The sequence below is a fragment of the Streptococcus porci DSM 23759 genome (genome assembly GCF_000423765.1).
GTDB classification, from domain to species: domain Bacteria; phylum Bacillota; class Bacilli; order Lactobacillales; family Streptococcaceae; genus Streptococcus; species Streptococcus porci.
In genome coordinates this window covers 34179-57870 of sequence record NZ_KE384089.1, presented here as the reverse complement: position 1 = coordinate 57870, position 23692 = coordinate 34179, and the positions used below count along the sequence as shown (strand labels likewise).

Sequence of the window (23692 nt, the reverse complement as noted above, 5' to 3'; positions counted from 1 at the left end):
CTCCCACAAATAAAAATCTCTCAATCGAGAGATTTGAAACGTCTGGTTACCGCTCTGTAAGCCAGATAAGCCAGAGCACCGCCCAAGGTATTTGTCCAAAGATCATCAATCTCAAAGACACGATTGGCATCAATAAGCAAGTCTAATATTAACTGCCCCGTCTCAATACTTAGTGAAATGGCAAAGCTGAGCAAGAGTACCTTCTTTAAGTTTCTAAGTTGAGGAAAGAGAGCTAGAAGTCCCAGTATCAGTGGAAAAATGAGAAAAACATTAGTCACATTTTGCCCAAAAACCCAGAATAGTTTCTGGAAACTATCCAGCTGATTTAAGGATAGCAAGGAGTTAAAAGGAACTAAGAGAAAGACAAGCCGTCCTAGGTAGATAATATTTGGTGTGTCAATGCCCTCAATTTTAAAAGGCTGGGGCGCCCAACAGAGTCGTATCAAGACAAATACATATATCCCCACCAAAAACCACGTAACCTGGCGACCACGTTTTGTCAACTCCGCCTCATTATCAAAAAAACCAAACATCACTTACCGGCAGCCTCAACCACAGCCTTTCGACGGTCAGCTTTCATGGTATTTGAACGTAACTGTCCACAAGCCGCATCAATATCGGTTCCATGTTCTTGACGGACAACACAGTTGACACCATTTTTCTTGAGAACATCATAGAAAGCAGCTGTACGCTCCTTGGTCGAACGGCTGTACTGGTCGTGTTCAGAAACTGGGTTATAAGGAATCAGATTGATATATGATAGCTTACGAATCTTCTTGGTCAAATCAGCCAATTCCTGAGCGTTTTCAACATGGTCGTTGACTTCATTGAGCATGATGTACTCAAAAGTCACACGACGGTTGGTCGTTTCGATGTAGTATTCAATGGCTTCAAATAGTTTTTCAAGCGGGAAAGAACGATTTATGCGCATAATACTTGAGCGCAGGTCGTTGTTGGGAGCGTGAAGGGAAACAGCAAGGTTTACTTGCACTCCTTCATTTGCAAAATCCTTGATTTTATGAGCCAGACCTGAGGTTGACACGGTGATATGGCGAGCCCCGATTGCTAAGCCCTTATCATCATTGACGACACGCAGGAAGTTCATGACGTTTTTATAGTTGTCAAGCGGCTCACCGATTCCCATGACCACAATGTGGCTGACGCGTTCGCCTTCATTACGCTCATCAAAGTATTTTTGCACCAACATGATTTGTGCCACAATTTCGCCACTGACTAGATCACGTTGCTTTGGAATCAAGCCAGAGGCACAGAAAGTACAACCGATATTACAGCCTACTTGAGTAGTGACACAGACAGAGAGGCCATAGTGCTGACGCATTAAAACTGTTTCAATCAACATCCCATCTGGCAACTCAAACAAGTACTTGACCGTACCATCTTTAGATTCTTGAACAATGCGCTGCTTAAGGGGATTGATGCAGAACGTCTCGTCCAATTTTGCAATAAAATCTTTTGAAATATTAGACATGTCCTCAAAAGATTGCACGCGTTTACGGTAGAGCCAGTCCCAGATTTGAGTGGCACGGAACTTCTTCTCACCATTTTCAAGCGCCCACTCAATCAACTGTTCCTGAGTCAGGTTGTAGATAGAAGGCTTATATCCTGGCATATCTTCTAGTTTTGGACGACGCTTTGGTCGCGTCGTTTTTACATCATCTGTCATTATCTTATTTCTCTTTCTTTCTGATTGTAAAATGCTGCTGAGCTTCTTGAACATCACGTTCAAAATCACGGCGGCGCATCTTTTCTTGTTTGTTGCGATCAATGCTGGTCATTTTAAAATCTTTTTGATTTTTAGCGCCAGCTGGCTTACGGCGACGTCTGCGGCGACGTTTGGTTGGCACCTCGTCTTCTGAAACGAGCTCGCGGGGCTCTGCATTTTCCAAAACAAAATAGGCACATCCAAAAGCACAGTACTCTTTCAGATAATCCTCTAAGTGTGAAATCTTATAAGGACTTGCCACTGGCCTATCGTCCTTGTAAAATCCTTTGAGACGGAGCTGCTCATTGCCCCAATCACCAACGATATAGTCGTACTTGAGCAACCACTCTGAAAATCGCTGGCTAAAAACCTCCGCATCAAAAGCTTCTTTATGATTATCTAAGAGGATAAAACTGATGTCATCCGACTTGACAATCTGGTCAAAATGGACAAAGACCGGACCTGGAAACTTGTTGTAATTGTACATTTCTGGGGAAATCTCTTTTCGCATAGAATCCCTTTCTTTTTTCTACTATCGTAACCTTATTATTATACCTTATTTTTTGAAAAATTGTTAGCAAAAAGAGAAATCTGAAAGTTTTGTCTTCCCATGCCATTTTCTTAGAGTCAGTTTACCTGTCCTCCCTAATCTTGCAGGACAAACGCATGAAGAAAATCATTTATTGAAAAAGTTTTGAAAATATCAAAAGTCTAAATTTTTAGGTGTTTTGTGAAATTTTACTCAAAAATATTTGGTTTCTTTTCTATCAATAGCTCTTGAAAAGATTGCTTTCTGTAACTATTGTTCTTGACCGCCTAACTTTTCAGAATAAATTTTTGTATTTCAGAAATTTATTGGAACTCTTTTCTTCATGCGTTTGTCGTGCTAATCTTGCCAAAAGATTGCAAGAGCTTTTAAAATTTGTTATACTTAAAAAGTATTTATACTCATAAGGGGTCGTTACGGATTCGACAGGCATTATGAGGCACATTTTGCAACCCGCGTGACGGCGTTAACGTTCAGTTAAATATAACTGCAAAAAATACAAACTCTTACGCTCTCGCTGCCTAAACACCAGCAGACGTGACTTCACTCAGATTGCTTGTGTCTGGGCTGAAGTCTTAAAATAGCAAGCTACGTTTCATTATTGTCTAGCTGATGAAAAAGAGATCGATAGACTCGCAAGGTTTGGGCTTGAGCTATGTGTCAAAAACTTGTTAAATTAAGACATAGCCTATGGTTGTAGACGAATGTGTTGGCAGGTGTTTGGACGTGGGTTCGACTCCCACCGGCTCCATAATTACTTTGGCAGGCTAGATCTGCCATTTTTTAAAAGGAAAAATCATGAAAAAGAGTTTAATAAGTTTATGTCTCTCTTTAGCCTTGCTAAGTTTAGCAGCTTGTTCTTCTAAAAAAGAGACTAAGGTGACCAATACTGAGCTGGAGACTACCATTGTTAAAGAGGATACCACACCTGCACATCAGGATATTCGCATAAAATTCAATGACATTAAGCTAGCAAGTGCTGCTGACAATTTTGTCGGAGGAACCAACCTTGAGACCCTGAAAAAATTGTTTGGCGAGCCCGTTAAGCACGAGTCTGTTCCAGCAGGCGATGTTACAGTGGATCTCTACAGTTGGACTTTCGATCAGGTAGCACTCAGTGTCCATCTTTACAAAGATAGCAGTATTGTTCGCTCCATCTCACATTTCCAGTTTAATCGTGAACAAACTGTCAAAAAATCCGATGTTGATGCCTTAAAAATCAGCCAAAACGGTGATAAAGGCGATACATTCAAAGCAATCTCAGATCGATTCGGTCAGCCTGATGTCATGTCCCAAGCCATCTCTTCTGAAAAAGAGGAAATCCAAGCTATTTGGACCAGCGGTTTAAAAACTGATAAGGGAGCAACTCTAATTCTCAACTTTGAAAATAACCACCTGATTCATGTCGAGCAGACTGGTATCAAGGACTAATAAGTGACAAAAAGACTTGAGCATCTGCTCAAGTCTTTTTCCACTCTAAGGGAATCGAACCCCTATTTCAAGAACCGGAATCTTGCGTGATATCCATTACACTAAGAGTGGGAACCTGTTTATTATAGCACGAAAATCAAAAAAATAAAAGACCCATCGGGTCTTTTAACTGAATTACAATTCAATATCACCAAAAAGGTCAGCCATTGAGAAACCAGTTTGTGTTTCTGGCAATTCGTAGTCACGTTTTGCTTCACGTTTTGGTGCACGACGACGTGGTTGACGTTTTTCTTCGTTGTTTTCACCTTCAGCTTGTGCTGGACGTTCTTCCAATGCTTTGATTGAAAGTGATACACGTTCAGCATCAGCATTTACTTCAAGTACTTTAACAGTTACATCTTGACCAGCTGAAAGAACATCTTTTGGATTTTCAACACGTTTGTGTGAAATTTGTGAGATGTGAACAAGTCCATCAATACCTGGCAATACTTCAACAAAGGCACCGAAGTCAGTCAAACGTTTAACTTTACCTTCGATAACATCGCCAGCAGCAAGTTTTTGCTCAACGCCATCCCAAGGTCCAGGTGTTGTTGCTTTAAGTGAAAGTGATACACGTCCTTCTTCTTCATCAATAGCAAGAACTTTAACTTCGACTTCTTCACCAACAGATACTACTGATTTTGGAGAAGCATTACGCTCGTGTGACAATTCAGTCACATGAACAAGTCCGTCAACTCCACCAAGGTCGATGAAAGCACCAAAGCTTGTCAAGCGTGCAACTTTACCGGTAACAACTGAACCAACTGCAATGTTTGAGAAGATTTCTTGGCGAGCTGCAGCAGCTACTTCTTCTACAACTTCACGACGTGACAAGATGAAACGGTTTTCTGCTGCATCAACTTCTTTGATTTTAGCATCAAATTCTTGACCTACAAATTGCTCTGTGTTACGAACAAAACGAGTGTCAATCATTGAAGCTGGGATGAAACCACGAAGTCCTTCAAATTCAACTGAAAGGCCACCTTTAACTGCGCGAGTACCTTTAACAGTAACCACTTCGCCTTCGCGACCAACCAATTTGTCCCAAGCTTTGCGAGCTTCCAAACGTTTTTTAGAGACAAGGTAAGTAACTGTATCAGTATCTTTACCTACTACTTGACGAAGAACAAGCACTTCAAGTGTTTCGCCAGCTTTTACTAGGTCGTTGATATCTGCATTTCGGTCGTTTGTCAATTCACGAAGAGTCAAAACGCCTTCAACACCAGTTCCACTGATGATGAGGTTAGCTTGACCAGCGTCAACTGTCAATACTTCAGCAGTGACAACATCACCTGGGTTAACTTCGCTAACACTGTTTAGCAAATCTTCAAATTCATTCATTCTAAAAAATCCTCCAACAAAACCCAGCCAATTCTGGGTCTTGGTATATATTAAATTTTCAAGGTCACTCGCAAGAGCTTACCATGACTGGGGTAGCTGGATTCGAACCAACGCATGAGGGAGTCAAAGTCCCTTGCCTTACCGCTTGGCTATACCCCAAGATGTGTAACAGAAAAACAAAAATGCAAAGATGAACACGGACTAAAATCCTAGTGAAAATGATAAACTTCCTTGTGTGTTTAGCACACTGCATCAGTTTCCTATTTTCGTACGAATTTTTAACGTCCTTTGTATCCTGTTATATGGAAAGAGAGGGATTCGAACCCCCGAACCCGAAGGAGCGGATTTACAGTCCGCCGCGTTTAGCCTCTTCGCTATCTTTCCAAAACACAAGGAATAGTTTACCACAGTTCCTTATAAAAATCAAGTGTTTTATTTGAAAATCAATGGTTTAAATTGTAATTTTCAATAATTTTTTCGACAGCCTGATCTATATTTTTGAAAAAGCTATCAACTTTACCATTTTTAACCAAGGCAAAGCGGTCATCAAGCTCAGCAATTTCACCAATCAACTTTTTAGAAATATTAAGTTGGTATCCGTCGACTTTAGTTCCGTTTACCTCTACCTTAGCGTCTGTAATCTGAATTTCAATTTTTTTATCTTTTTTGCTCATGTTAACTTTCCTTCTTCAGTCATTCATTTTATTTTACCGAAAAGCTAAAAAGCTTGCAAGCGCAAGCCTTTAATTTTTTCTACAAATCGACTGGAACAATCCAGCCTTCTGGGGCTTCCTTGTCTCCAAACTGAATGCCCGTCAGTTCGTCATAGAGTTTTCGAGTAATTGGTCCCACTTCAGTTTCGCTATAAAAAACATGGAAATCATCGCCGTGCTTTACTCCTCCAATCGGTGAGATAACCGCCGCTGTTCCGCAGGCTCCAGCTTCGACAAACTGGTCTAATTCTTCGACAAGAACTTCTCGTTCCACTGCCTTCATCCCCAGACGATGCTCTGCCAAGTACAAGAGAGAATACTTGGTAATGGACGGCAAGATTGATGGCGAAATCGGTGTGACAAACTCGTTATTGACTGTGATACCAAAGAAATTTGCAGACCCTACTTCTTCAATCTTGGTGTGGGTAGCTGGGTCTAGGTAGATGACATCAGAGAAGCCCTGCTTTTTGGCATATTGGCCCGGTAAGAGCGATGCCGCATAGTTTCCTCCAACCTTAGCAGCACCTGTTCCATTCGGAGCAGCACGGTCATACTCATCTTGAATTAAGAAGTTGGTCGGTGCAAGGCCACCTTTAAAATAATTTCCCACAGGCATGGCAAAAACAGTAAAAATATACTCATCTGCTGGTTTTACGCCGATGATGTCGCCGACGCCAATCAGGAGTGGGCGGAGATAGAGCGTGCCACCAGTTCCATAGGGAGGAACGTAGTCCGCGTTGGCTTTGACCACCTCTTTACAAGCCTTGATGAAAAGGTCAGTCGGTACAGGCTCCATGAGCAAGCGGTCAGCTGTTCGTTGCAGGCGCTCAGCGTTTTGGTCTGGACGAAAGAGCTGTAGTTTTCCCTCCTTGGTGCGATAGGCCTTGAGGCCTTCAAAAGCTTGCTGGCCATAGTGAAGAGCTGGTGAGCTTTCTGAAATGTGCAGTTCCGCATCTTCTGTCAGCTGCCCCTCAGACCACTGGCCGTTTTTGAAATGAGCGATGAAGCGGTAAGGTAGTTTCATATAAGAAAAACCAAGGTTTTCCCAGTCGATTGTTACTGTCATAGTGTCATCCTTCTTTACAATTGATTCTCTTATTATAGCTTTTTTTAAAGAAATCTACAAGGAAATAATGGAATTTTCTGAAAATTTTAGAATCCTATGAAATGTTATTCATAATAGACTTTTCCGAGACTAAACCAGGTACTTCCTCTCTCTCCACTCGCTACAGCTCCATGTGACTCCAATTCTCCCATAGCATTCACTCGATAAAGCCAAACTTCCTCTTGAGTTTCGTCTATAAGGCTAGCATAGACCAGCCCATCTTCCGCTTTGTTTACTACAACATGCCAGCCCATGTCTCTATAATATGAGGCTGTTGAGTGCATAGAAAGTGCATAAGAAGCTAAAACCCAATTTTCTAATTGTCCTTGTGTTAAATTCTTAGTATCGACCTTTGGAATATAAACCACCGCTGATTTCCCCAATAAAATCCTATCTCCTGGATATAGATTCATCGAAGATTGGGAATCTATATCTATTTTATCGTAATCAAAGGATTCATTTATATCAGCTGTTATGTAAAATGGTTGGATGAAACTATAGTCTGGATCAATGTATAATCCAAAATCATATACTATTCCTGTGCCTCCGATATTAGCAATACCAAAATTAATATGATCTCCTCTCTCGTTTTCAAAAACATAAAAATTTTGTCGGACTTCATACATGGAAATGGCATGAAATCGCTCTCCATTCACATAAAAAGTGTTCCGTATTCCTCCATCTTCTTCAAAAATCAATGACCATCCCGAATGCGTTAGAGGATGTATCCCCGTCCACGAACCAATCAATCCTTCTGGGAATATATCTTCATCATTTTCTTCAGGGAATGATTCTTCGTCCTTAAAAACAATTGGATTCTTTCCGCCACTGGTAAGGATACGCTGTCCGAATTCTGTCTGAAATCCATAGAAAATCATATCCTGTCCCTTGATTGAAAATGTTACCATTACTTCTGGAAGTGTTTGATAGATTGTTGCATCACTTGGAGCTAGTATATTCAAACTGGTAACTTTTTTATCCGAATCGTATTTTTGACTTTTCCAACTTCCCTGAACTTCTTCTCCTGAACCATCTATTGCAACAAATTCAGCATTATTTTTTATCTCTACAAGATTCAAACTGCTATGACTACTAACCTGTCGATAACGCCCCTGCCAAGCAGAGTTATTTTTTTCTGTTGTGGCTGTCCCTTCAGCCACATTTTCTACTGTGACCTGTTGTTTTTGACATCCTGCGTGGAGCAAACAAACAACTGCAGCCAGCAATAGATTTAGCTTTTTCAAATTTACCTCCATTTTTGTAACACCTCTACAATAACCTGATACTACTGTTCCACTAACCGTTCCGAACTGATTGGTAGATTCACAATTTCAGAAAATCCTTGCAATAATTCTTGGTTTTCTGTGGTTTTTACATAATATAATGACGCATCTCTGACATTAGTGTACAGAACGGTTGCAGTTTGGTCTTCTCGTATAGCAAAATAATAACGATGAACGGTAGATTGATCAATAATATACTCATAAGTAGCTACGATTGTATAATCTTTGGGTATCAACAAATTGTAACTTACTTCTAATTGATTCTCGTTGTATAAAATATGTTCACTTTGATGTATCAAGTTATAAGGACTTTGCCCCATTCTCTCTCCAAAACTCGCCATAAAAGTTGCAAGTTCTTGGGGCTGATTGCGACTCCAAAGGTGCATCAATCCATTATTCAAATCACTTGTTAATAGTTGTTCCTTATTTCTTATCATACTATAGGAATGTTGAACATATCCTTGGAAAAAACTAGGGTCTGGACGATAATTAAACTCTTCATCTTCTTTTAATCCCCATACAATCGAATTGAGGAATTTCCCTTCTGGATGCACAAATATTCCATATTCAACTTTAGGGGTAAATATATCGCCGAAACCATCATACACTGCAAAGATGCTATTTTCTTTATCGGTATCTAAAATATAATGGTAAAGATGTGGAATCGTTTCTATTGGGACCATTCTCTTCACATAGGCAACATCGATTCGTCCATTCGATCCCCTCTTCTCCACACGACCGTCCTCATAAAACGTTCTAGCAAAAGTAGTTTGTGAGCTAGGTTCCCAACCATACCACGTCCCTAGCATAGTATCTGGGAAAACTGAAGATGATGTTTGTACAGCATCATTGGAAGCTATGAAGACCTGCAAGTCTTCGTCTGTCTTACCATTTGTCAGCACCAAAATCCCATCTCTTGTCTGATAGGCATAAAAAGTAGTTTTCTCATCCCCTTTACGCTCAGGATCTGCTTTTTGTAATTCTGCTTCAGAAACATCAATTTGCACAACTAAATCTGGTAAAACTTTTATCCTTTCTGGTTCCGTACCAGTTGTCGTTTTTGCATCCAAAATCAAATACGTTTCAACAGTTTCCTTTTTATCATAGGATTTTAGTCTAAAGGTCCCTCGTACAATCTTTCCTTGATTCCAAGCCATCAACTCACTACCTGAACGATAGAGTTGAACCTCTTGATTGCCCTCCAAAGAAAAACCTGCCATCATCAAAGTGGAAGTATCCGATGCTACAAATGCATATCTAAAATTCTTCTGCCATTTTCCATATAATTTGTCTGAACTATCAATGTATGAAGTGCTAATAGCTGTATCTTCTACACTATCAGTCTTTTTTGGTTGACAAGCTGTAAGACAGATCAGTAGCAAAACCAAAAACGGAACAAGTCTTTTCATATTCTCACCTCTATAAAATTTTAAAAATTATATAAATCAAACGATGATAATTCAACGATACATTCTAATTATATCATTTTACAGAAAATGCTTAAATAAATTATGTAATAGAAAAACCCACCTGAGCGGGTTGATTTCTTCATTTGTTAATACCAACCAATCAGCTGGTGAAGCCATTCCTCAAAAGCAGGAAAGAGATTCATGGCAAGCAATGTCAAAATCAGGACTGCTGTCAGAATCAGGAGTACAAGGCATTTCTTCTTCACTTGCTTCTCCTATTTCACCCAGGCAGATTGAACTTCCTCATCAGAAATGGTATCTGAAATAAAGCTACCGTTGCTAGTCCGTTCAGACAGGCTGATTTGGGTCACATCGACTTCATAAAGTTTGCCAGTTTTGGACTGTACATGAAGCACTTGACTAGTCGTTTCATCTTCATTTGCCGTGCTAAAGAGGTCAAAATCACCCTGATCTGTCAAGACTGGACCTGCCGTAAAGACACGGTGAGGCTTAGCCTTGAGTTCGCGGAGAACTTGAAGACCACGGCCAGCTCGCTTCGTTTGCGGAATGTCACCTGTTGCCACACGCTTGAGGCTACCACGTTGGGTCAGAAGGTAGAATGAATCCGTATTGGCGATAAAAGCTGATTGAATAACGTCATCACCCTTGAGGTTGATAGCTTTAACTCCTGCTGCTTTCGCCCCAATGACCGGTACTTCCTCGATGGAGAATCGCAGGGCATAGCCACTGTGAGTGATTAGCATGACGTCATCTAGCAAAATTGGCGATACGGTTACAATGCTGTCGCTAGCATCTTTGACTTTAGCAAACTTGACCGACTTGGACTTATAAGTGCGCCAAGGAGTAAATTCCTTGCGCTCCACGCGCTTGATTTGTCCATATTTTGTCACGGCAAAGTAAATACCAGACTCAAAATCATTGACAAGTTCAGCGTAGAGAACTTCTTCATCAGTAGCAAAATTAGTCAAAGTTTGAGAGAGATGTTCACCTATATCCTTCCAACGAATGTCTGCCAGCTCATGGACAGGTCGGTAAATCACATTACCTTGATTGGTAAAAATCAGCAAGTGCTGCGTTGTTTTTGCCTGACTGTAGAAGATCAGCTCGTCTTCATCTCGTTTTCCGATTTCGTCTAGAGAGGATGCGTTAAAGGAACGGGGGCTAGTACGCTTAATGTAGCCACCACGCGTGATACTAACAAAAGTATCCTCTTCAACGATAAGGCTTGCTGTATCAATTTCAATAGTTTGAGTTGTTGCTTGAAGTTCTGAACGACGTGGGTTCCCAAAGAGTTTTTTGATTTCACGGAGTTCACGTTTCATAACATTGTACATGGTGCGTTCATCGCCGATGATAGCAGCTAGCATAGCAATTTTCTCACGAAGTTCTGCTTCTTCATTTTCCAAGGTCACAATGTCAGTGTTTGTCAGGCGGTAGAGTTGTAGGGTCACGATGGCTTCAGCTTGTTCTTCTGAAAACTCATAACTGACTTTGAGATTTTCCTTGGCGTCAGCCTTGTTCTCGGAAGCACGGATAAGGGCAATGACCTCGTCTAAAATCGAGATAACTCGAATCAGTCCCTCCACGATATGGAGACGGCGCTCTGCTTTTTCCTTATCAAAAATCGAACGGGCAACAATAACCTCACGGCGGTGGGCGATGTAGCTTGATAGAATTTTCTGCAGGCCTACCTGACGCGGTGTGAAGTTGTCAATCGCTACCATGTTGAAGTTGTAGTTGACCTGAAGATCCGTGTACTTGAGCAGGTAGTTGAGAATGACCTGAGCATCGGCATCCTTTTTGAGCTCAATGGCAATACGGAGCCCCGTACGGTCCGACTCATCACGAACCTCTGCAATTCCTGGCACCTTGTTATTGACGCGAACGTCGTCAATTTTCTTGACTAAGACAGACTTGTTAATCTCGTAAGGGATTTCGGAAATGATGATTTGTTCTTTACCACCCTTGAGTTTTTCAATCTCTGTACGGGAACGAACAACTACGCGACCTTTACCAGTTTCGTAAGCCTTACGGATTTCATCAGCTCCTTGGATAATGCCTCCAGTCGGAAAATCTGGTCCAGGCAGAAACTCCATGAGTTTATCAAGCTTGGCAGATGGATGATCAATCATATAGACAACCGCATCAATGACCTCTGCTAGATTGTGTGGTGGAATATCTGTAGCATAACCTGCTGAGATACCAGTGGCACCATTGACTAAGAGATTTGGAAAGGCAGCTGGTAGAACGGTCGGCTCTTTCTCAGTATCATCAAAGTTCCAAGCCCAAGGAACCGTTTTTTTGTCTATGTCTTGGAGAAGGTAGCCTGCCATTTCAGACAGACGTGCCTCCGTATAACGCATAGCAGCTGGTGGATCCCCGTCCATAGAGCCGTTGTTTCCGTGCATTTCGACCAAAATCTCACGATTTTTCCAGTCCTGAGACATACGGACCATGGCATCATAAATAGAGCTATCACCATGCGGATGGAAATTCCCCATGATATTACCAACCGATTTGGCTGATTTGCGATAGCCTTTTTCAAAAGTATTACCATCTTTATTCATGGAATAAAGAATGCGACGCTGAACGGGCTTGAGCCCGTCACGAATATCAGGCAGCGCACGCTCCTGAATGATGTATTTGGAGTAGCGACCAAAGCGCTCTCCCATGATGTCCTCAAGGGACATGTTTTGAATATTGGACATTGTAATTATCCTTTTTTGTCAAATTTTCTTTTTGTCTCTTTGGTAGTCCTCTTAAATAGTGCGGACGTCGTGAGCTAAGTTTGTGGAGGTCTAAGATTCTCTCTTCCGTTAGCCTAAGGCTATCGGGGAAAAATCAAGTCCAACATCAAACTGAATTTCACTGACTAACTCTTGAGCTTAGAGTCTCAAGAGTTCTGAGTTGAGCAGCTCTAGGCTGCTCAACCTTCCACTATTGCGAGGAACTATCGTTTTGCGCTCACTGCGTTCGCAATGACGGAGCTTGCTTGGGAGTATTTTTTTCAAGTTACATCGGAGTATAGCAATATTAGGCGCTAAATGTCATGCTGGTTTCTTCGTTTTTTATAGTCACTTTTTTGTGTTCTTTGTAAGTAGTCCACTAATGATCAGAAAAATTACTAAACAAATAGCTAACACATTTGTTTGAGTACTAATTTTAGAGTTATAAAGGGAAATTTGAACAATGCTAATTTCAAAGCTACCAACAATCGTTTGAAAAAGTCGCTTATCCTTTATTTTTCATACTTACGGATCTCCTCTATAAAAAAGTCTATTTGGGTTTTCTCATTATTAAATTTATTAACTTGATATTTCATCATATCATTACTTTACTAACCCAATAATCAAACTCAAAAATTTTCACAATTTCTCCTACGACGCGAGAAAGCAAAATCGTTATTATTTTGCTTTCGGGCTAGTAAGGCGCTTAGGTAAGTCCAGGATAGGACTTACCCTGCTAGAAATAGAAAGATTTCCTTTTATTTCTAGCTAGCGAGTTAAAACACCGTATTCTCCTCAAGGGTAAACTTCACATTATCCTCAATCCATTGGCGGCGTGGGGCTGGTTTGTCACCCATGAGGACAGAGACTCGGCGTTCTGCACGCGCTAGGTCATCAATGGCAACACGGATAAGGGTACGAGTTTCTGGATTCATGGTGGTCTCCCAGAGCTGGTCTGCGTTCATTTCACCCAACCCCTTGTAGCGTTGGAGAATGGCTCCTTTGCCAAAATCACGGCGCAGATCTTCTAACTCACCATCTGTCCAGGCGTAGGCAATCTTTTCTGCTTTGCCTTTGCCCTTAGACATCTTATAAAGTGGAGGAAGGGCGATATAAACGTGGCCTGCTTCTACCAAGGGACGCATATAGCGGTAAAAGAAGGTGAGGAGCAGAGTCTGAATGTGGGCACCATCGGTATCGGCATCGGTCATGATGATAATCTTATCATAGTTGATGTCATCTAAGCTAAAGTCTGCACCTACACCAGCACCAATGGTATAAATCATGGTATTGATTTCTTCATTTTTGAGGATGTCGCTCATCTTGGCTTTTTCGGTATTAAGCACCTTGCCTCGTAATGGCAAAATAGCCTGAAACTTGCGGTCACGGCCTTGCTTAGCAGAACCTCCTGCGGAGTCTCCTTCGACCAGGTAGAGTTCATTTTTCTTAGGATTTTTAGACTGAGCTGGGGTCAGTTTTCCTGATAAAAGCCCCTTATCTTTCTTGTTTTTCTTACCATTTCGGGATTCATCACGCGCTTTACGAGCGGCTTCTCTGGCATCTCTTGCCTTAATAGCTTTGCGAATTAAATTGCCTGCTAACTCACCATTTTCAAGAAGGAAAAAGGTTAATTTCTCAGAAACAATGCCATCCACCACAGGTCTGGCAAGTGGCGAGCCTAGCTTATCCTTGGTTTGCCCTTCAAACTGTAAGTGCTCCTCAGGAACAAGGATTGAGAGAACAGCTGATAGGCCCTCTCGGTAGTCTGAGCCTTCCAAGTTTTTATCCTTGTCTTTTAAAAGCCCTGTTTTACGAGCATAGTCATTCATGGCCTTGGTGATGGCAGTCTTGAGACCTGTCTCATGGGTACCGCCATCCTTGGTGCGGACATTATTGACAAAGGATAAGATATTGTCCGAATAGCCATCGTTGTACTGCATGGCAATCTCGATTTGGAAACCTTGGTCTTGCCCCTCAAAATAGATAACGGGTGTCAGCAATTCCTTATCTTCATTGAGGTACTCAACAAAGTCCATTACCCCATTTTCATAGTGAAATTCTTCAAAAATGTCTTCATCGCCACGCTTGTCCGTCAAGGTCATGGTGACATTTTTTAATAAGAATGCTGATTCTTTCAGACGCTCGGAAATGGTATTAAACTTAAAATCGATCGTTGAAAAAATACTGTTATCTGGCATAAAGGTGACCTTTGTTCCAGATTTGGACTTGGGTGCTGTCCTAACTTTTTTCAAAGTCGTGACAGGAACTCCACCATTTTCAAAACGCTGACGATAGGCAGCACCATCACGTATAATCTCGACTTCTAGCCAGCGTGACAAGGCATTGACAACCGAAGAACCTACTCCGTGCAGACCCCCAGAGGTCTTGTAGCCCCCCTGACCGAACTTACCGCCAGCATGAAGAACAGTAAAAATTACTTCGACCGTCGGCTTTCCAGTTGCATGCATACCAACTGGCATGCCACGCCCGCTATCCGCCACGCTAACAGAACCATCTGCATTCAGGGTCACATCAATCTTGTCCCCAAAACCTGAAAGAGCCTCATCGACCGCATTGTCAACAATCTCCCAAACCAAGTGATGAAGCCCTGTGCTATCGGTTGATCCAATATACATGCCTGGACGCTTACGAACCGCATCTAACCCTTCTAGCACCTGAATGGCGTCGTCATTGTAATTGTTTACGTTAATTTCTTTTTTAGCCAAAATAGCCTCCAAAATTTTTCATCCCTATTATTCTACCGATTTTTGTTCTATTTTGCAAAATAAAATTTCTTTTATTGACTTTTTTTCAATTAACTTGATTTATTTTCAACTACATGTTAGACTATGTTAAAAGGAGTAATGGAGGGATTTTATGTCTTTGGAAATAGCAGAGCGCTTAAAAGTGTTACGAGTAAAAGCAGGATTTGAGCAGGCAGAACTTGCTAGTCAGCTGGGCTACAAATCAGATAGCACTATCTCCAAGTGGGAATCAGGAAAAACATTGCCAAGAGGACGACATTTGAGTAAACTAGCAGAACTCCTGGATACTACAACTGACTATATTCTCTACGGTCAGAAAGACCTGTCCCCTCAATTAGAAACCGTCTTTTCACGACTGGAAAATGACCGTCAGGAGAAAGTCATTGACTTTGCCAAGGAGCAATTAGACGAGCAAACACGTCTTGCTAAGCCCCGCTTTGAATACAAGGTCTATGAAAAATTATCAGCGGGTGGGGGGTTCTCCTACTATAACGATGGTAACTATGACTCTGTCTTTTACGAGGAAGAACTGGATCACGACTTTGCCTCTTGGATTTTTGGTGACAGCATGAATCCTGTCTATCTCAATGGAGAAGTTGCCCTCATCAAGCAAACAGGATTTGATTACGACGGAGCTGTCTATGCTGTGGATTGGGATGGACAAACCTATATCAAGAAAGTCTACCGTGAACCCAATGGGCTTCGTCTGGTCTCACTCAATCCAAAATACAAAGATAAATTCGCCCCTTACAAGGAAGAACCTCGCATTATTGGAAAAATCGTTGGCCACTTCATGCCTATGGAAGCATAGATAAGGGAAGGCAAAATAAAACGTTGAACTAAAACCTAAAGACTATTTACATAAAAAGCCTAAAATCAAGATTTTGATTTTAGGCTTTTTACTATTTTAAGATTTTTCTAAAATTCTTTCCCTATAGATGGTCCAGAATCGCATCCCATGCCTCGTCGTAACCTTGACGAGTCTCTGATGAAAAGATGATAAAACTATCTTCTTTATCAAAATTCAGTTTCTTTTTGATAGCAGACTCATGCTTGTTCCACTTACCACGAGGAATTTTGTCTGCTTTGGTAGCTACAACTATGACTGGAATCTCGTAATACTTGAGAAATTCATACATCTGGACATCATCTGTTGAGGGATCATGACGCATATCTACCAGACTGACCACCGCACGCAAATTGTCACGACTGGTCAAATATTCTTCAATCATTTTACCCCACTTAGCACGTTCTGTTTTTGAAACTTTGGCGTAGCCATATCCTGGTACATCGACAAAGCGGAGCTTGTCATCAATGTTGAAAAAGTTGAGCAACTGCGTTTTCCCCGGTTTGCTGGAGGTTCTAGCTAAATTTTTTCGCCCCAGAAGGCAGTTGATAAAACTAGATTTTCCAACATTAGAACGACCAGCCAAAGCAATTTCTGGCAAGTCATCTTGAGGATAGTGTGACTTATTGGCTGCGCTTAAAAGAATCGAGGCGTTATGGGTATTTAAAAAGGTTTCTTCTGCCATTACGTCCCCCTCAAGCTGTTTCCAAGATAGGATTGGCCTTACCTTCAACAGCCTCCTTGGTAATACGTACGCTGGTCACTTCCTCTTGACTTGGAATCTCAAACATGACATCTAACATGGTTTCCTCGATAATGGAACGCAATCCACGCGCCCCAGTTTTGCGCTCGATAGCCTTAGCAGCAATGCTTTCAAGCGCTTCTTGATCAAATTCCAAATCAACACCGTCGTAAGAAAGTAGGGTCTTATATTGTTTAACCAGAGCATTTTTAGGTTCAGTCAAAATTTTCACTAAATCATCAACTGTCAGCTGTTCAAGCGCTGCAACAACAGGTAAACGTCCAATAAACTCAGGAATCAAACCGAATTTTTGAATGTCCTCAGCAATAATTTCCTGCATATAAGAGGCATCATCATCAATTTTTTTATTATTTTGCCCAAAACCGATAATTTTTTCACCCATGCGTTGCTTTACGATATCTTCGATTCCATCAAAAGCACCGCCAACGATAAAGAGAATATTTTTTGTATCAATCTGAATCATCTCTTGGTTTGGATGTTTACGACCACCTTGTGGCGGTACGCTGGCTACAGTTCCCTCAATGATTTTCAACAGAGCTTGCTGAACCCCTTCGCCAGAAACATCACGAGTAATGGAGACATTTTCACCTTTTTTGGCAATTTTATCAATCTCATCCACGTAGATAATCCCACGCTCAGCACGCTCGATATTGTAATCAGCGGCCTGAATAAGCTTGAGTAGAATATTTTCTACATCCTCACCCACATAACCTGCCTCGGTCAGCGAAGTCGCATCGGCGATAGCAAAAGGAACATTAAGGCTTTTTGCTAAGGTTTGAGCTAGGAAGGTCTTCCCAGAACCCGTCGGACCAATCATAAGGATGTTAGATTTTTGCAAATCCACATCGTCATCATTGCGACTTTCCGTAAAACTGATGCGTTTGTAGTGGTTATAAACCGCAACTGCAAGTGCACGTTTTGCACGGTCTTGACCGATGACATAACTGTTTAGAATCTCTAGAAGTTCTTTTGGCTTTGGTACTTCAGATAAATCAGCCAGAACTTCTTCTGCTAACTCTTCGCGAATGATTTCTTGGGAGAGTTCCACACACTCATTACAGATAAAAACGCCATTACCAGCGATAATTTTGCGGACTTCTTCTTGATTTTTACCACAGAAGGAACAATATACTCTGTGATCCATTTGTCGATTTGAGGCCATGATATTTACTTTCTAAATGTTTAAAATAGGGTGCCGTAAAAGGCGTGAATGCTGTTGACAAGGTTGGTAAAAGCGTTAAGCAGGAAAAAAATGGCTAAGCCATATCGTTTTTTGCGAAGCGCAGGCATGATGGCCAAGATGCAAGTGACGCAAAGACAGGCGGTAAAGACACCAAAAAGGCTACGTTGCACTATCTTTCCTCCTTTTCAAAAATCGTGACGGTGAAGTCATAAGCATTTTTCTCATCCCGACTCACCTTTTTTTCTGCCCTTGGGATAAAGCGTGTCATGTCTAGTTCTGGGAAGCTAGTATCTCCCTCAAATTTAGCATGAATCATTGTTTGTATCAAGCTATCATAGTGCTGTTCAAAAGCCTTGTAAATAGCAGATCCACCAGCGATATAGAGGTTTTTATCGTTTTGTTCAAACCAAGCCAGGGCTTCCTCTACTGAGTGTACAACAATGACGCCCTCAACTTCAAAATCCATATCACGTGTCAAAATCAAGATCTCACGTCCCGGTAAAATGCGGCGGTTCATACCATCAAAAGTGACCCGCCCCATCAATATAGCTTGCCCCATCGTTGTCTCTTTAAAATGCTTAAACTCAGCGGGCAAATGCCAAGGCATGGTCTGATTTTTTCCAATGATGCCATTTTCAGCCTGAGCCCAGATGGCAATAATTTTTTTCTCTTTTGTCATAAGTCTAGTTTACCAAAAAAGCGCTAAAATTGCAGGATTTTGCTAGCTTGAACAGTAAAATGAGTGTCTGTCAGCCACCATCTTAAATTGCCAAATCAAATTTCAACTGCGGTTTTACTGGTTCATAATTTACTAATTCAAAATCCTCAGCCTTAATATCAAAGAAATCTGTCCCATCAGGAACATTTAAAACCAAGTGAGGTTGGCAGTCGGACGGCTCACGGCGCAACAATTCTTCTGCATTGTCAAACTGATTGTCATAGATGTGGAGATTGTTGATGAAGTAGAAAAATTTTCCAACTTTCCAGCCAAAATGCTTGGCAATCATCATCTGCAAAGCCACGTATTGCATAGCATTAATGTGATGAGCCACTAGCATGTCGTTTGAGCGTTGCGTCAGCGTTGCATCTAAGTAAATATCACCATCAACACGACGAACATCAAACATTGTTTGAAAGGCGCAAGGTAGCAATCCTGCTGTTTGCTCAAAAGCTTCGTAATCCCAGAGGGAAATGACATTACGACGGTTCCAAGGATTATCTTCTAGCTGTTTGAGAATTTTAGTCATAATATCATGCTTTTTGACCACCGCACCATAACGCTGACCAATCGTACGGCTACCTTCAACCTCCCAGTCATTCCAATAATGGACATTGTACTTTTCTTCAAGAAGATCCAGGCTATTTGACTGGTCTTGGTAAATCCAAAGCACCTCTTTAATCGCAGACTTGATTGCGATCGGACGAAGGGTAGTAATGGGAAATTCTCCCTTGCTCAAGTCATACTCAGCAAAGGATCCCGTAATGTATTTAGAATTAGCAGTTGTCCCATCCTTATACTTTGGTCTGGCTTGTTCTGACCAAACTCCTTCTTCCAAGATTTTTCTGATATTTTCTTTAAAAATGCCATCTGCTTTTGTCATTTCTAGCCCAATTTCCTTATTCTTTTAAACTTTATTGCTCTGTTATTTTACCGAAAATCCCCCTAAAAATCCAACGAAAAAATTGGTCTCAAGTCTGAGGCTTTTTTCCTAAAATATGATAAAATGAAGAACGGTAAAAACGTTTAATAAACTTAATAAACTAAGATATCCTAAAAATAAAACGATGAGTATCGGAGAAAGAAAGATGAGTATTGGAATTGATAAAATAGGTTTTGCGACCTCGCAATATGTCCTCAACATGGCCGATTTGGCTAATGCTCGCGGGTCCGAACCTGAGAAATTTTCGATAGGTCTCATGTTGGACGCCCTCAGCATTACCCCTATCTCAGAAGACGTCGTGACCTTGGCAGCCTCAGCTAGTCAAGAAATCCTAACTGAGCAAGATAAAGAAGCTATTGATATGGTCATTGTAGCTACCGAATCTGGAATCGACCAGTCAAAAGCTGCCAGTGTTTACGTACACAGCCTTTTAGGGATTCAACCGTTTGCGCGCTCTATTGAAATGAAAGAGGCTTGTTATGCAGCAACGGCAGCTCTCAACTACGCTAAACTCCATGTGGCTACACGACCTGACAGCAAGGTTTTAGTGGTCGCATCTGACATTGCACGGTACGGTATCGGATCTGCTGGTGAATCGACACAAGGTGCTGGCGCGGTGGCTATGTTGATTACCTCAAATCCTCGCATTTTGGTCTTCAATGACGATAATGTGGCGCAAACCAGAGATGTTATGGACTTTTGGCGTCCCAACTATTCAAGCACCCCTTTTGTCAATGGAATTTTCTCCACAAAGCAATATTTGGATAGTTTGAAAACAACTTGGTCTGAATATCAAAAGCGCAACCAGACTGATTTGACTGATTTTGCAGCTTTCTGCCTGCACCTACCATTTCCAAAACTAGCCCTCAAGGGCCTCAACAAAGTGATGACAAAGGATCTTCCAGAAGTCAACAAAGCCCAGCTTTTAGGTAATTTCGAACACTCGATTGCCTACAACCGTAAAGTTGGCAATATCTATACCGGTTCTCTCTACCTTGGACTCCTATCACTTCTAGAAAACAGCACTAATATCAAGGCTGGAGATAAGATTGCTCTCTTTTCCTATGGTTCTGGCGCTGTTTCTGAGATTTTCTCAGTAGGTTTGGTGGAAGGCTACAAGGACATGCTAAAATCTTTCCGTACGGCTGATTTAGAAAAGCGGATTCCGCTTTCCGTAGCTGATTACGAAAAACTTTTCTATCAAGAAGCTGACTTGGATCAAAACGGTTCAGCAAATTTTGACCTCTACAAGGCTGGCGCCTTCCGCCTCAGCCATATTCAAGAACACCAACGGATATACACAAAAAATGAAGATTAACTGGACTGGATTTTCCAAAAAAACACCTAAAGAACGGCAAGAATTAGTGTCCTCTCTCTTGTCCCAAGACAAGCAAGTTTTCCTCACCCAAAATCAGCAACTTCCCATCCAAACTGCTGATCAGATGGCGGAGCACTTGCTAGGAACTTTCTCACTGCCTTTTGCTCTGGCACCCGATTTTCTTATTAATGGCAAGACCTATCATATCCCTATGGTGACTGAGGAGCCATCCGTTGTCGCGGCAGCTAGCTTTGCTGCCAAGCTCATCAAACGTTCTGGAGGCTTCACGACCACTGTCCACAATCGTCTTATGATTGGGCAGGTCGCTCTTTATAATGTTCCAGATAAAAAAATGGCCGAACAAGCTATTTTATCTCACAAATCACAGCTATTGTCCCAAGCCAATGATGCTCATCCTTCTATCGTCAAGCGAGGCGGAGGTGCCTGTGACCTCTGGCTGGAGGAAAAAGAAGATTTTCTCGTCACCTACCTGTCCGTGGACACCAAAGAAGCTATGGGGGCTAATATGCTCAATACAATGCTAGAAGCTCTGGTGCCAGAACTCGAGGAGCTTTCTGGTGGTCAAAGCCTTATGGCAATTTTGTCCAACTACGCCACTGAAAGTTTAGTGACCGCCACCTGTCGCGTGGAGGTACGCTATCTCAGCCGCGATAAAACCGAAGCTCAGCAACTAGCCCAAAAGATGGAACTGGCTAGCCAGTTAGCGCAAGTTGATATCTACCGTGCTGCCACCCATAATAAGGGCATTTTCAACGGTATCGACGCCGTGGTACTTGCCACTGGTAACGACTGGCGCGCCATCGAGGCTGCTGGACACTCCTATGCTAATCAACAAGGCTCTTACCGTGGTCTTTCAACTTGGACCTATGACCTAGAAAATCAACAGATAGTTGGTGAATTAACCCTGCCCATGCCAATCGCCACCAAGGGAGGCTCGATTGGACTCAATCCAACCGTTCAAGTAGCTCATGAGTTATTGGGAAATCCAAATGCAAAAGAACTGGCAGGAGTCATCGCATCACTTGGTCTGGCTCAAAACTTTGCAGCTTTAAAAGCTCTGACTGGAACTGGTATTCAAGCAGGCCACATGAAACTACAAGCCAAATCTCTCCTCCTGCTAGCTGGAGCAAACGAAGCTGAAGTTACCCAGCTCCTCCCAAAACTCCTCAAAGAAAAACATCGAAATCAAGAAACTGCCCAGCAACTCTTAGCCCAATTACGCCACTGATTAAAACAAGTCAGGTTGAAGAAAAGCCCATTTTCTTCAACCTTTTTATCTTTACAAAAAAAACTCTTAAAAATGGTATCAAATCAACATTTTTAAGAGTATGCTTTAGTTAAAATCACAACATATATTTCAATTTTCCCATTCTTCAGAAAGCATGCCTTCAGCCTGAGTCTTAAGATTCCTCATCACTAACTCTGCAAACAGATTACTTAAACATAGAAGACGAATACTGCTGATTTCTGAGGTATGCTCTGAGCATCAGAAAACTAGTCGTGTTCGCCTTTTTTTAACTTGAGATTAAACTTTTGTCTCAGATTCTTTTAAATTAAATTTTTTCAGAAGCTCATCGACATGCCGACTAGGTTTGAACTCAGGTTTACTATTTTGAGCAAAAGCAGCAATCAGATTCCAAAGTGATTTTTGGAGTAGAGTTTGCTGGCTCTTATTCAACTGTTTCATAGCAGCCAGAGCTGATAAGAGTTTTAGACCAAACTCTCTAGTGCCTAGATCATTCAAACTTGTGATTCCAGCGTCAATCAAGGTGTCAAAAAGCAAATCAACAATCAACTTCAACTCAGACTTACTCAACTCAGATATCCACTGATCAAAGGTTTTATCCAGCCTTTTACTAAGATCCGTTTGTTGGCCAGCAATAAAATTCCCCTTTTCCGAGACTTTCCAAGTAGTAACCGCATGTTGCATCACCCCAAATTGATTGGCATCAACGACAAGTGCAGTCACATCTAGCTTCAACATGACCCCCACAATGGATTCCTTAGGCTTGATGACCACTAATTTGCTCCTAATATTTTGATAGCCTTCCTTTTGAAAAAAAGCGGTGCTAAAGCCAGGAGCATCAAGCATATAGATTGCTTTGATTTTTTGCTGAAGTTCTGGTTCCTGAAAGCTAGCCGCATAAACAGCTAAATTACCACCTTTTGAGTGACCCGTTACATATACTGGATGCTCTGCCTTCTCCAAAAAATCCCGAAGATACATTACCGCCGAACGCTGAGCTGGAATCTCGCTCAGGTAGGTAAGTTTGAAATCCTCTTTCCACCCAATCAACGTATCATCAGTCCCGCGAAAAGCTACCTGCCAATAGTTAATTGATGGCAGACAGAAAACAGCTGCCGCAAACTGCTTCTCAAACTCCGAATTAATGTCATTTACATAGTGGGATAGCTCCAAATCCGAAAAGCGGTGGCTATTAAGCATCAAATCAAATAGCTCAATCCTCTCCTTGGTTACTATAAAATCCGTCTTAATATCTGCCTTTACCTCCTCGAATCTTTGGCGAATATCAGCAAACTGAACGGTGCAATCCACTTCCAGATGCTCACCAAAAGGTAAATAGGCCAACTCATTGAGACAGACAATATCCAACTCATTCAAAGACAACTGCTGAAAGTCCAATTCGGCAACAGACCTGACATAATCACTAATTGTTGACATGATTTCTCCTTTACTTAATCTCTTGATTTTACCGATTTTTCAGTCGCCAGTCAAGAAAAAAAGTGATATAATATAAAACAGTTTGAATATCAAAGAAAGGTAATGACAGTTCA

20 protein-coding genes, 3 tRNA genes and 1 other RNA gene are annotated in these 23692 nt (G+C 41.6%); 5 read left to right on the top strand and 19 right to left on the bottom strand.

The window, feature by feature from the left end; all coding sequences use genetic code 11:
* Window positions 1-20: 20 nt before the first annotated feature.
* Genes G576_RS0109930 through G576_RS0109920 form a run of 3 tightly spaced genes read right to left on the bottom strand, consistent with a single transcriptional unit; the run spans window position 21 to window position 2234 of the window.
* Window positions 21-533 (bottom strand): VanZ family protein, encoded by a 513-nt coding sequence (locus G576_RS0109930; protein ID WP_027974463.1) that lies wholly within the window; start codon window positions 531-533, stop codon window positions 21-23.
* Complete coding sequence (rlmN, locus tag G576_RS0109925; RefSeq protein ID WP_037618918.1) at window positions 533-1684, bottom strand: dual-specificity RNA methyltransferase RlmN; 1152 nt, start codon at window positions 1682-1684, stop codon at window positions 533-535. Before rlmN ends, G576_RS0109930 begins: the two co-directional genes overlap by 1 nt.
* 4 nt (window positions 1685-1688) lie before the next feature.
* Window positions 1689-2234, bottom strand: a complete 546-nt coding sequence (locus G576_RS0109920; protein WP_027974461.1) for a YutD family protein — start codon at window positions 2232-2234, stop codon at window positions 1689-1691.
* Between the two features lie 443 nt (window positions 2235-2677).
* Here G576_RS0109920 and ssrA point away from each other — a divergent pair.
* Together ssrA and G576_RS0109915 are read left to right on the top strand one after the other, a co-directional pair.
* Window positions 2678-3024: a transfer-messenger RNA gene (ssrA, locus tag G576_RS13415) on the top strand.
* Window positions 3025-3068: 44 nt separating this feature from the next.
* Window positions 3069-3701, top strand: a complete 633-nt coding sequence (locus G576_RS0109915) for a DUF3862 domain-containing protein (RefSeq protein ID WP_027974460.1) — start codon at window positions 3069-3071, stop codon at window positions 3699-3701.
* A 39-nt stretch (window positions 3702-3740) separates the two neighbouring features.
* Here G576_RS0109915 and G576_RS0109910 read toward each other — a convergent pair.
* The 10 genes from G576_RS0109910 to parE all read right to left on the bottom strand — a co-directional run bounded on the left by G576_RS0109910 (window position 3741) and on the right by parE (window position 15064).
* Window positions 3741-3812: transfer RNA gene (locus G576_RS0109910), tRNA-Arg, on the bottom strand.
* A 63-nt stretch (window positions 3813-3875) separates the two neighbouring features.
* Window positions 3876-5081, bottom strand: a complete 1206-nt coding sequence (gene rpsA / locus G576_RS0109905; protein ID WP_027974459.1) for a 30S ribosomal protein S1 — start codon at window positions 5079-5081, stop codon at window positions 3876-3878.
* Window positions 5082-5168: 87 nt separating this feature from the next.
* Window positions 5169-5240 (bottom strand) — tRNA-Gln (locus G576_RS0109900).
* Window positions 5241-5384: 144 nt separating this feature from the next.
* Window positions 5385-5465: transfer RNA gene (locus G576_RS0109895), tRNA-Tyr, on the bottom strand.
* Window positions 5466-5524: 59 nt separating this feature from the next.
* Entirely contained in the window at window positions 5525-5755 is a 231-nt protein-coding gene (locus tag G576_RS0109890; protein ID WP_027974458.1) for a DUF2969 domain-containing protein, read from the bottom strand.
* A gap of 79 nt (window positions 5756-5834) precedes the next feature.
* Complete coding sequence (locus G576_RS0109885; RefSeq protein WP_281168666.1) at window positions 5835-6881, bottom strand: branched-chain amino acid aminotransferase; 1047 nt, start codon at window positions 6879-6881, stop codon at window positions 5835-5837.
* An 83-nt stretch (window positions 6882-6964) separates the two neighbouring features.
* Entirely contained in the window at window positions 6965-8143 is a 1179-nt protein-coding gene (locus tag G576_RS13045; protein ID WP_156875139.1) for a hypothetical protein, read from the bottom strand.
* A gap of 41 nt (window positions 8144-8184) precedes the next feature.
* Window positions 8185-9591, bottom strand: coding sequence for a DUF4767 domain-containing protein (locus G576_RS0109875; RefSeq protein ID WP_027974456.1), 1407 nt, complete (start codon window positions 9589-9591; stop codon window positions 8185-8187).
* Window positions 9592-9866: 275 nt separating this feature from the next.
* Window positions 9867-12320, bottom strand: coding sequence for a DNA topoisomerase IV subunit A (parC, locus tag G576_RS0109865; RefSeq protein WP_027974455.1), 2454 nt, complete (start codon window positions 12318-12320; stop codon window positions 9867-9869).
* A gap of 794 nt (window positions 12321-13114) precedes the next feature.
* A complete protein-coding gene (parE, locus tag G576_RS0109860; protein WP_027974454.1) occupies window positions 13115-15064 on the bottom strand; it encodes a DNA topoisomerase IV subunit B in 1950 nt (649 codons plus the stop codon).
* 157 nt (window positions 15065-15221) lie between these two features.
* Between parE and G576_RS0109855 the strand changes: the two genes are divergently transcribed.
* Window positions 15222-15914, top strand: coding sequence for an XRE family transcriptional regulator (locus G576_RS0109855; protein WP_156875147.1), 693 nt, complete (start codon window positions 15222-15224; stop codon window positions 15912-15914).
* Window positions 15915-16035: 121 nt separating this feature from the next.
* Here G576_RS0109855 and yihA read toward each other — a convergent pair whose 3' ends face one another.
* The 5 genes from yihA to G576_RS0109830 all read right to left on the bottom strand — a co-directional run bounded on the left by yihA (window position 16036) and on the right by G576_RS0109830 (window position 19497).
* A complete protein-coding gene (gene yihA, locus G576_RS0109850) occupies window positions 16036-16635 on the bottom strand; it encodes a ribosome biogenesis GTP-binding protein YihA/YsxC (protein WP_027974452.1) in 600 nt (199 codons plus the stop codon).
* 10 nt (window positions 16636-16645) lie between these two features.
* Window positions 16646-17875 carry an ATP-dependent Clp protease ATP-binding subunit ClpX gene (gene clpX, locus G576_RS0109845; protein WP_027974451.1) on the bottom strand — a complete coding sequence of 410 codons (1230 nt, stop codon included), beginning with the start codon at window positions 17873-17875 and terminating at the stop codon, window positions 16646-16648.
* A 20-nt stretch (window positions 17876-17895) separates the two neighbouring features.
* Window positions 17896-18066: a hypothetical protein gene (locus G576_RS13640; protein ID WP_027974450.1), complete on the bottom strand. Its 171-nt coding sequence runs from the start codon at window positions 18064-18066 to the stop codon at window positions 17896-17898.
* Window positions 18066-18575 carry a dihydrofolate reductase gene (locus G576_RS0109835; RefSeq protein ID WP_027974449.1) on the bottom strand — a complete coding sequence of 170 codons (510 nt, stop codon included), beginning with the start codon at window positions 18573-18575 and terminating at the stop codon, window positions 18066-18068. Before G576_RS0109835 ends, G576_RS13640 begins: the two co-directional genes overlap by 1 nt.
* 82 nt (window positions 18576-18657) lie before the next feature.
* Window positions 18658-19497 (bottom strand): thymidylate synthase, encoded by an 840-nt coding sequence (locus G576_RS0109830; RefSeq protein ID WP_027974448.1) that lies wholly within the window; start codon window positions 19495-19497, stop codon window positions 18658-18660.
* A 205-nt stretch (window positions 19498-19702) separates the two neighbouring features.
* On the opposite strand from G576_RS0109830, the gene G576_RS0109825 reads away from it, so the two are divergent.
* Window positions 19703-20875, top strand: a complete 1173-nt coding sequence (locus tag G576_RS0109825; protein WP_027974447.1) for a hydroxymethylglutaryl-CoA synthase — start codon at window positions 19703-19705, stop codon at window positions 20873-20875.
* Window positions 20865-22124, top strand: coding sequence for a hydroxymethylglutaryl-CoA reductase, degradative (locus G576_RS0109820; protein WP_037618917.1), 1260 nt, complete (start codon window positions 20865-20867; stop codon window positions 22122-22124). The genes G576_RS0109825 and G576_RS0109820 overlap by 11 nt, the downstream gene beginning before the upstream one ends.
* 297 nt (window positions 22125-22421) lie before the next feature.
* Here the strand turns inward: G576_RS0109820 and G576_RS12730 are convergent, their stop codons facing one another.
* Window positions 22422-23579, bottom strand: coding sequence for an Mbeg1-like protein (locus G576_RS12730; RefSeq protein WP_037618916.1), 1158 nt, complete (start codon window positions 23577-23579; stop codon window positions 22422-22424).
* Window positions 23580-23692: the final 113 nt, after the last annotated feature.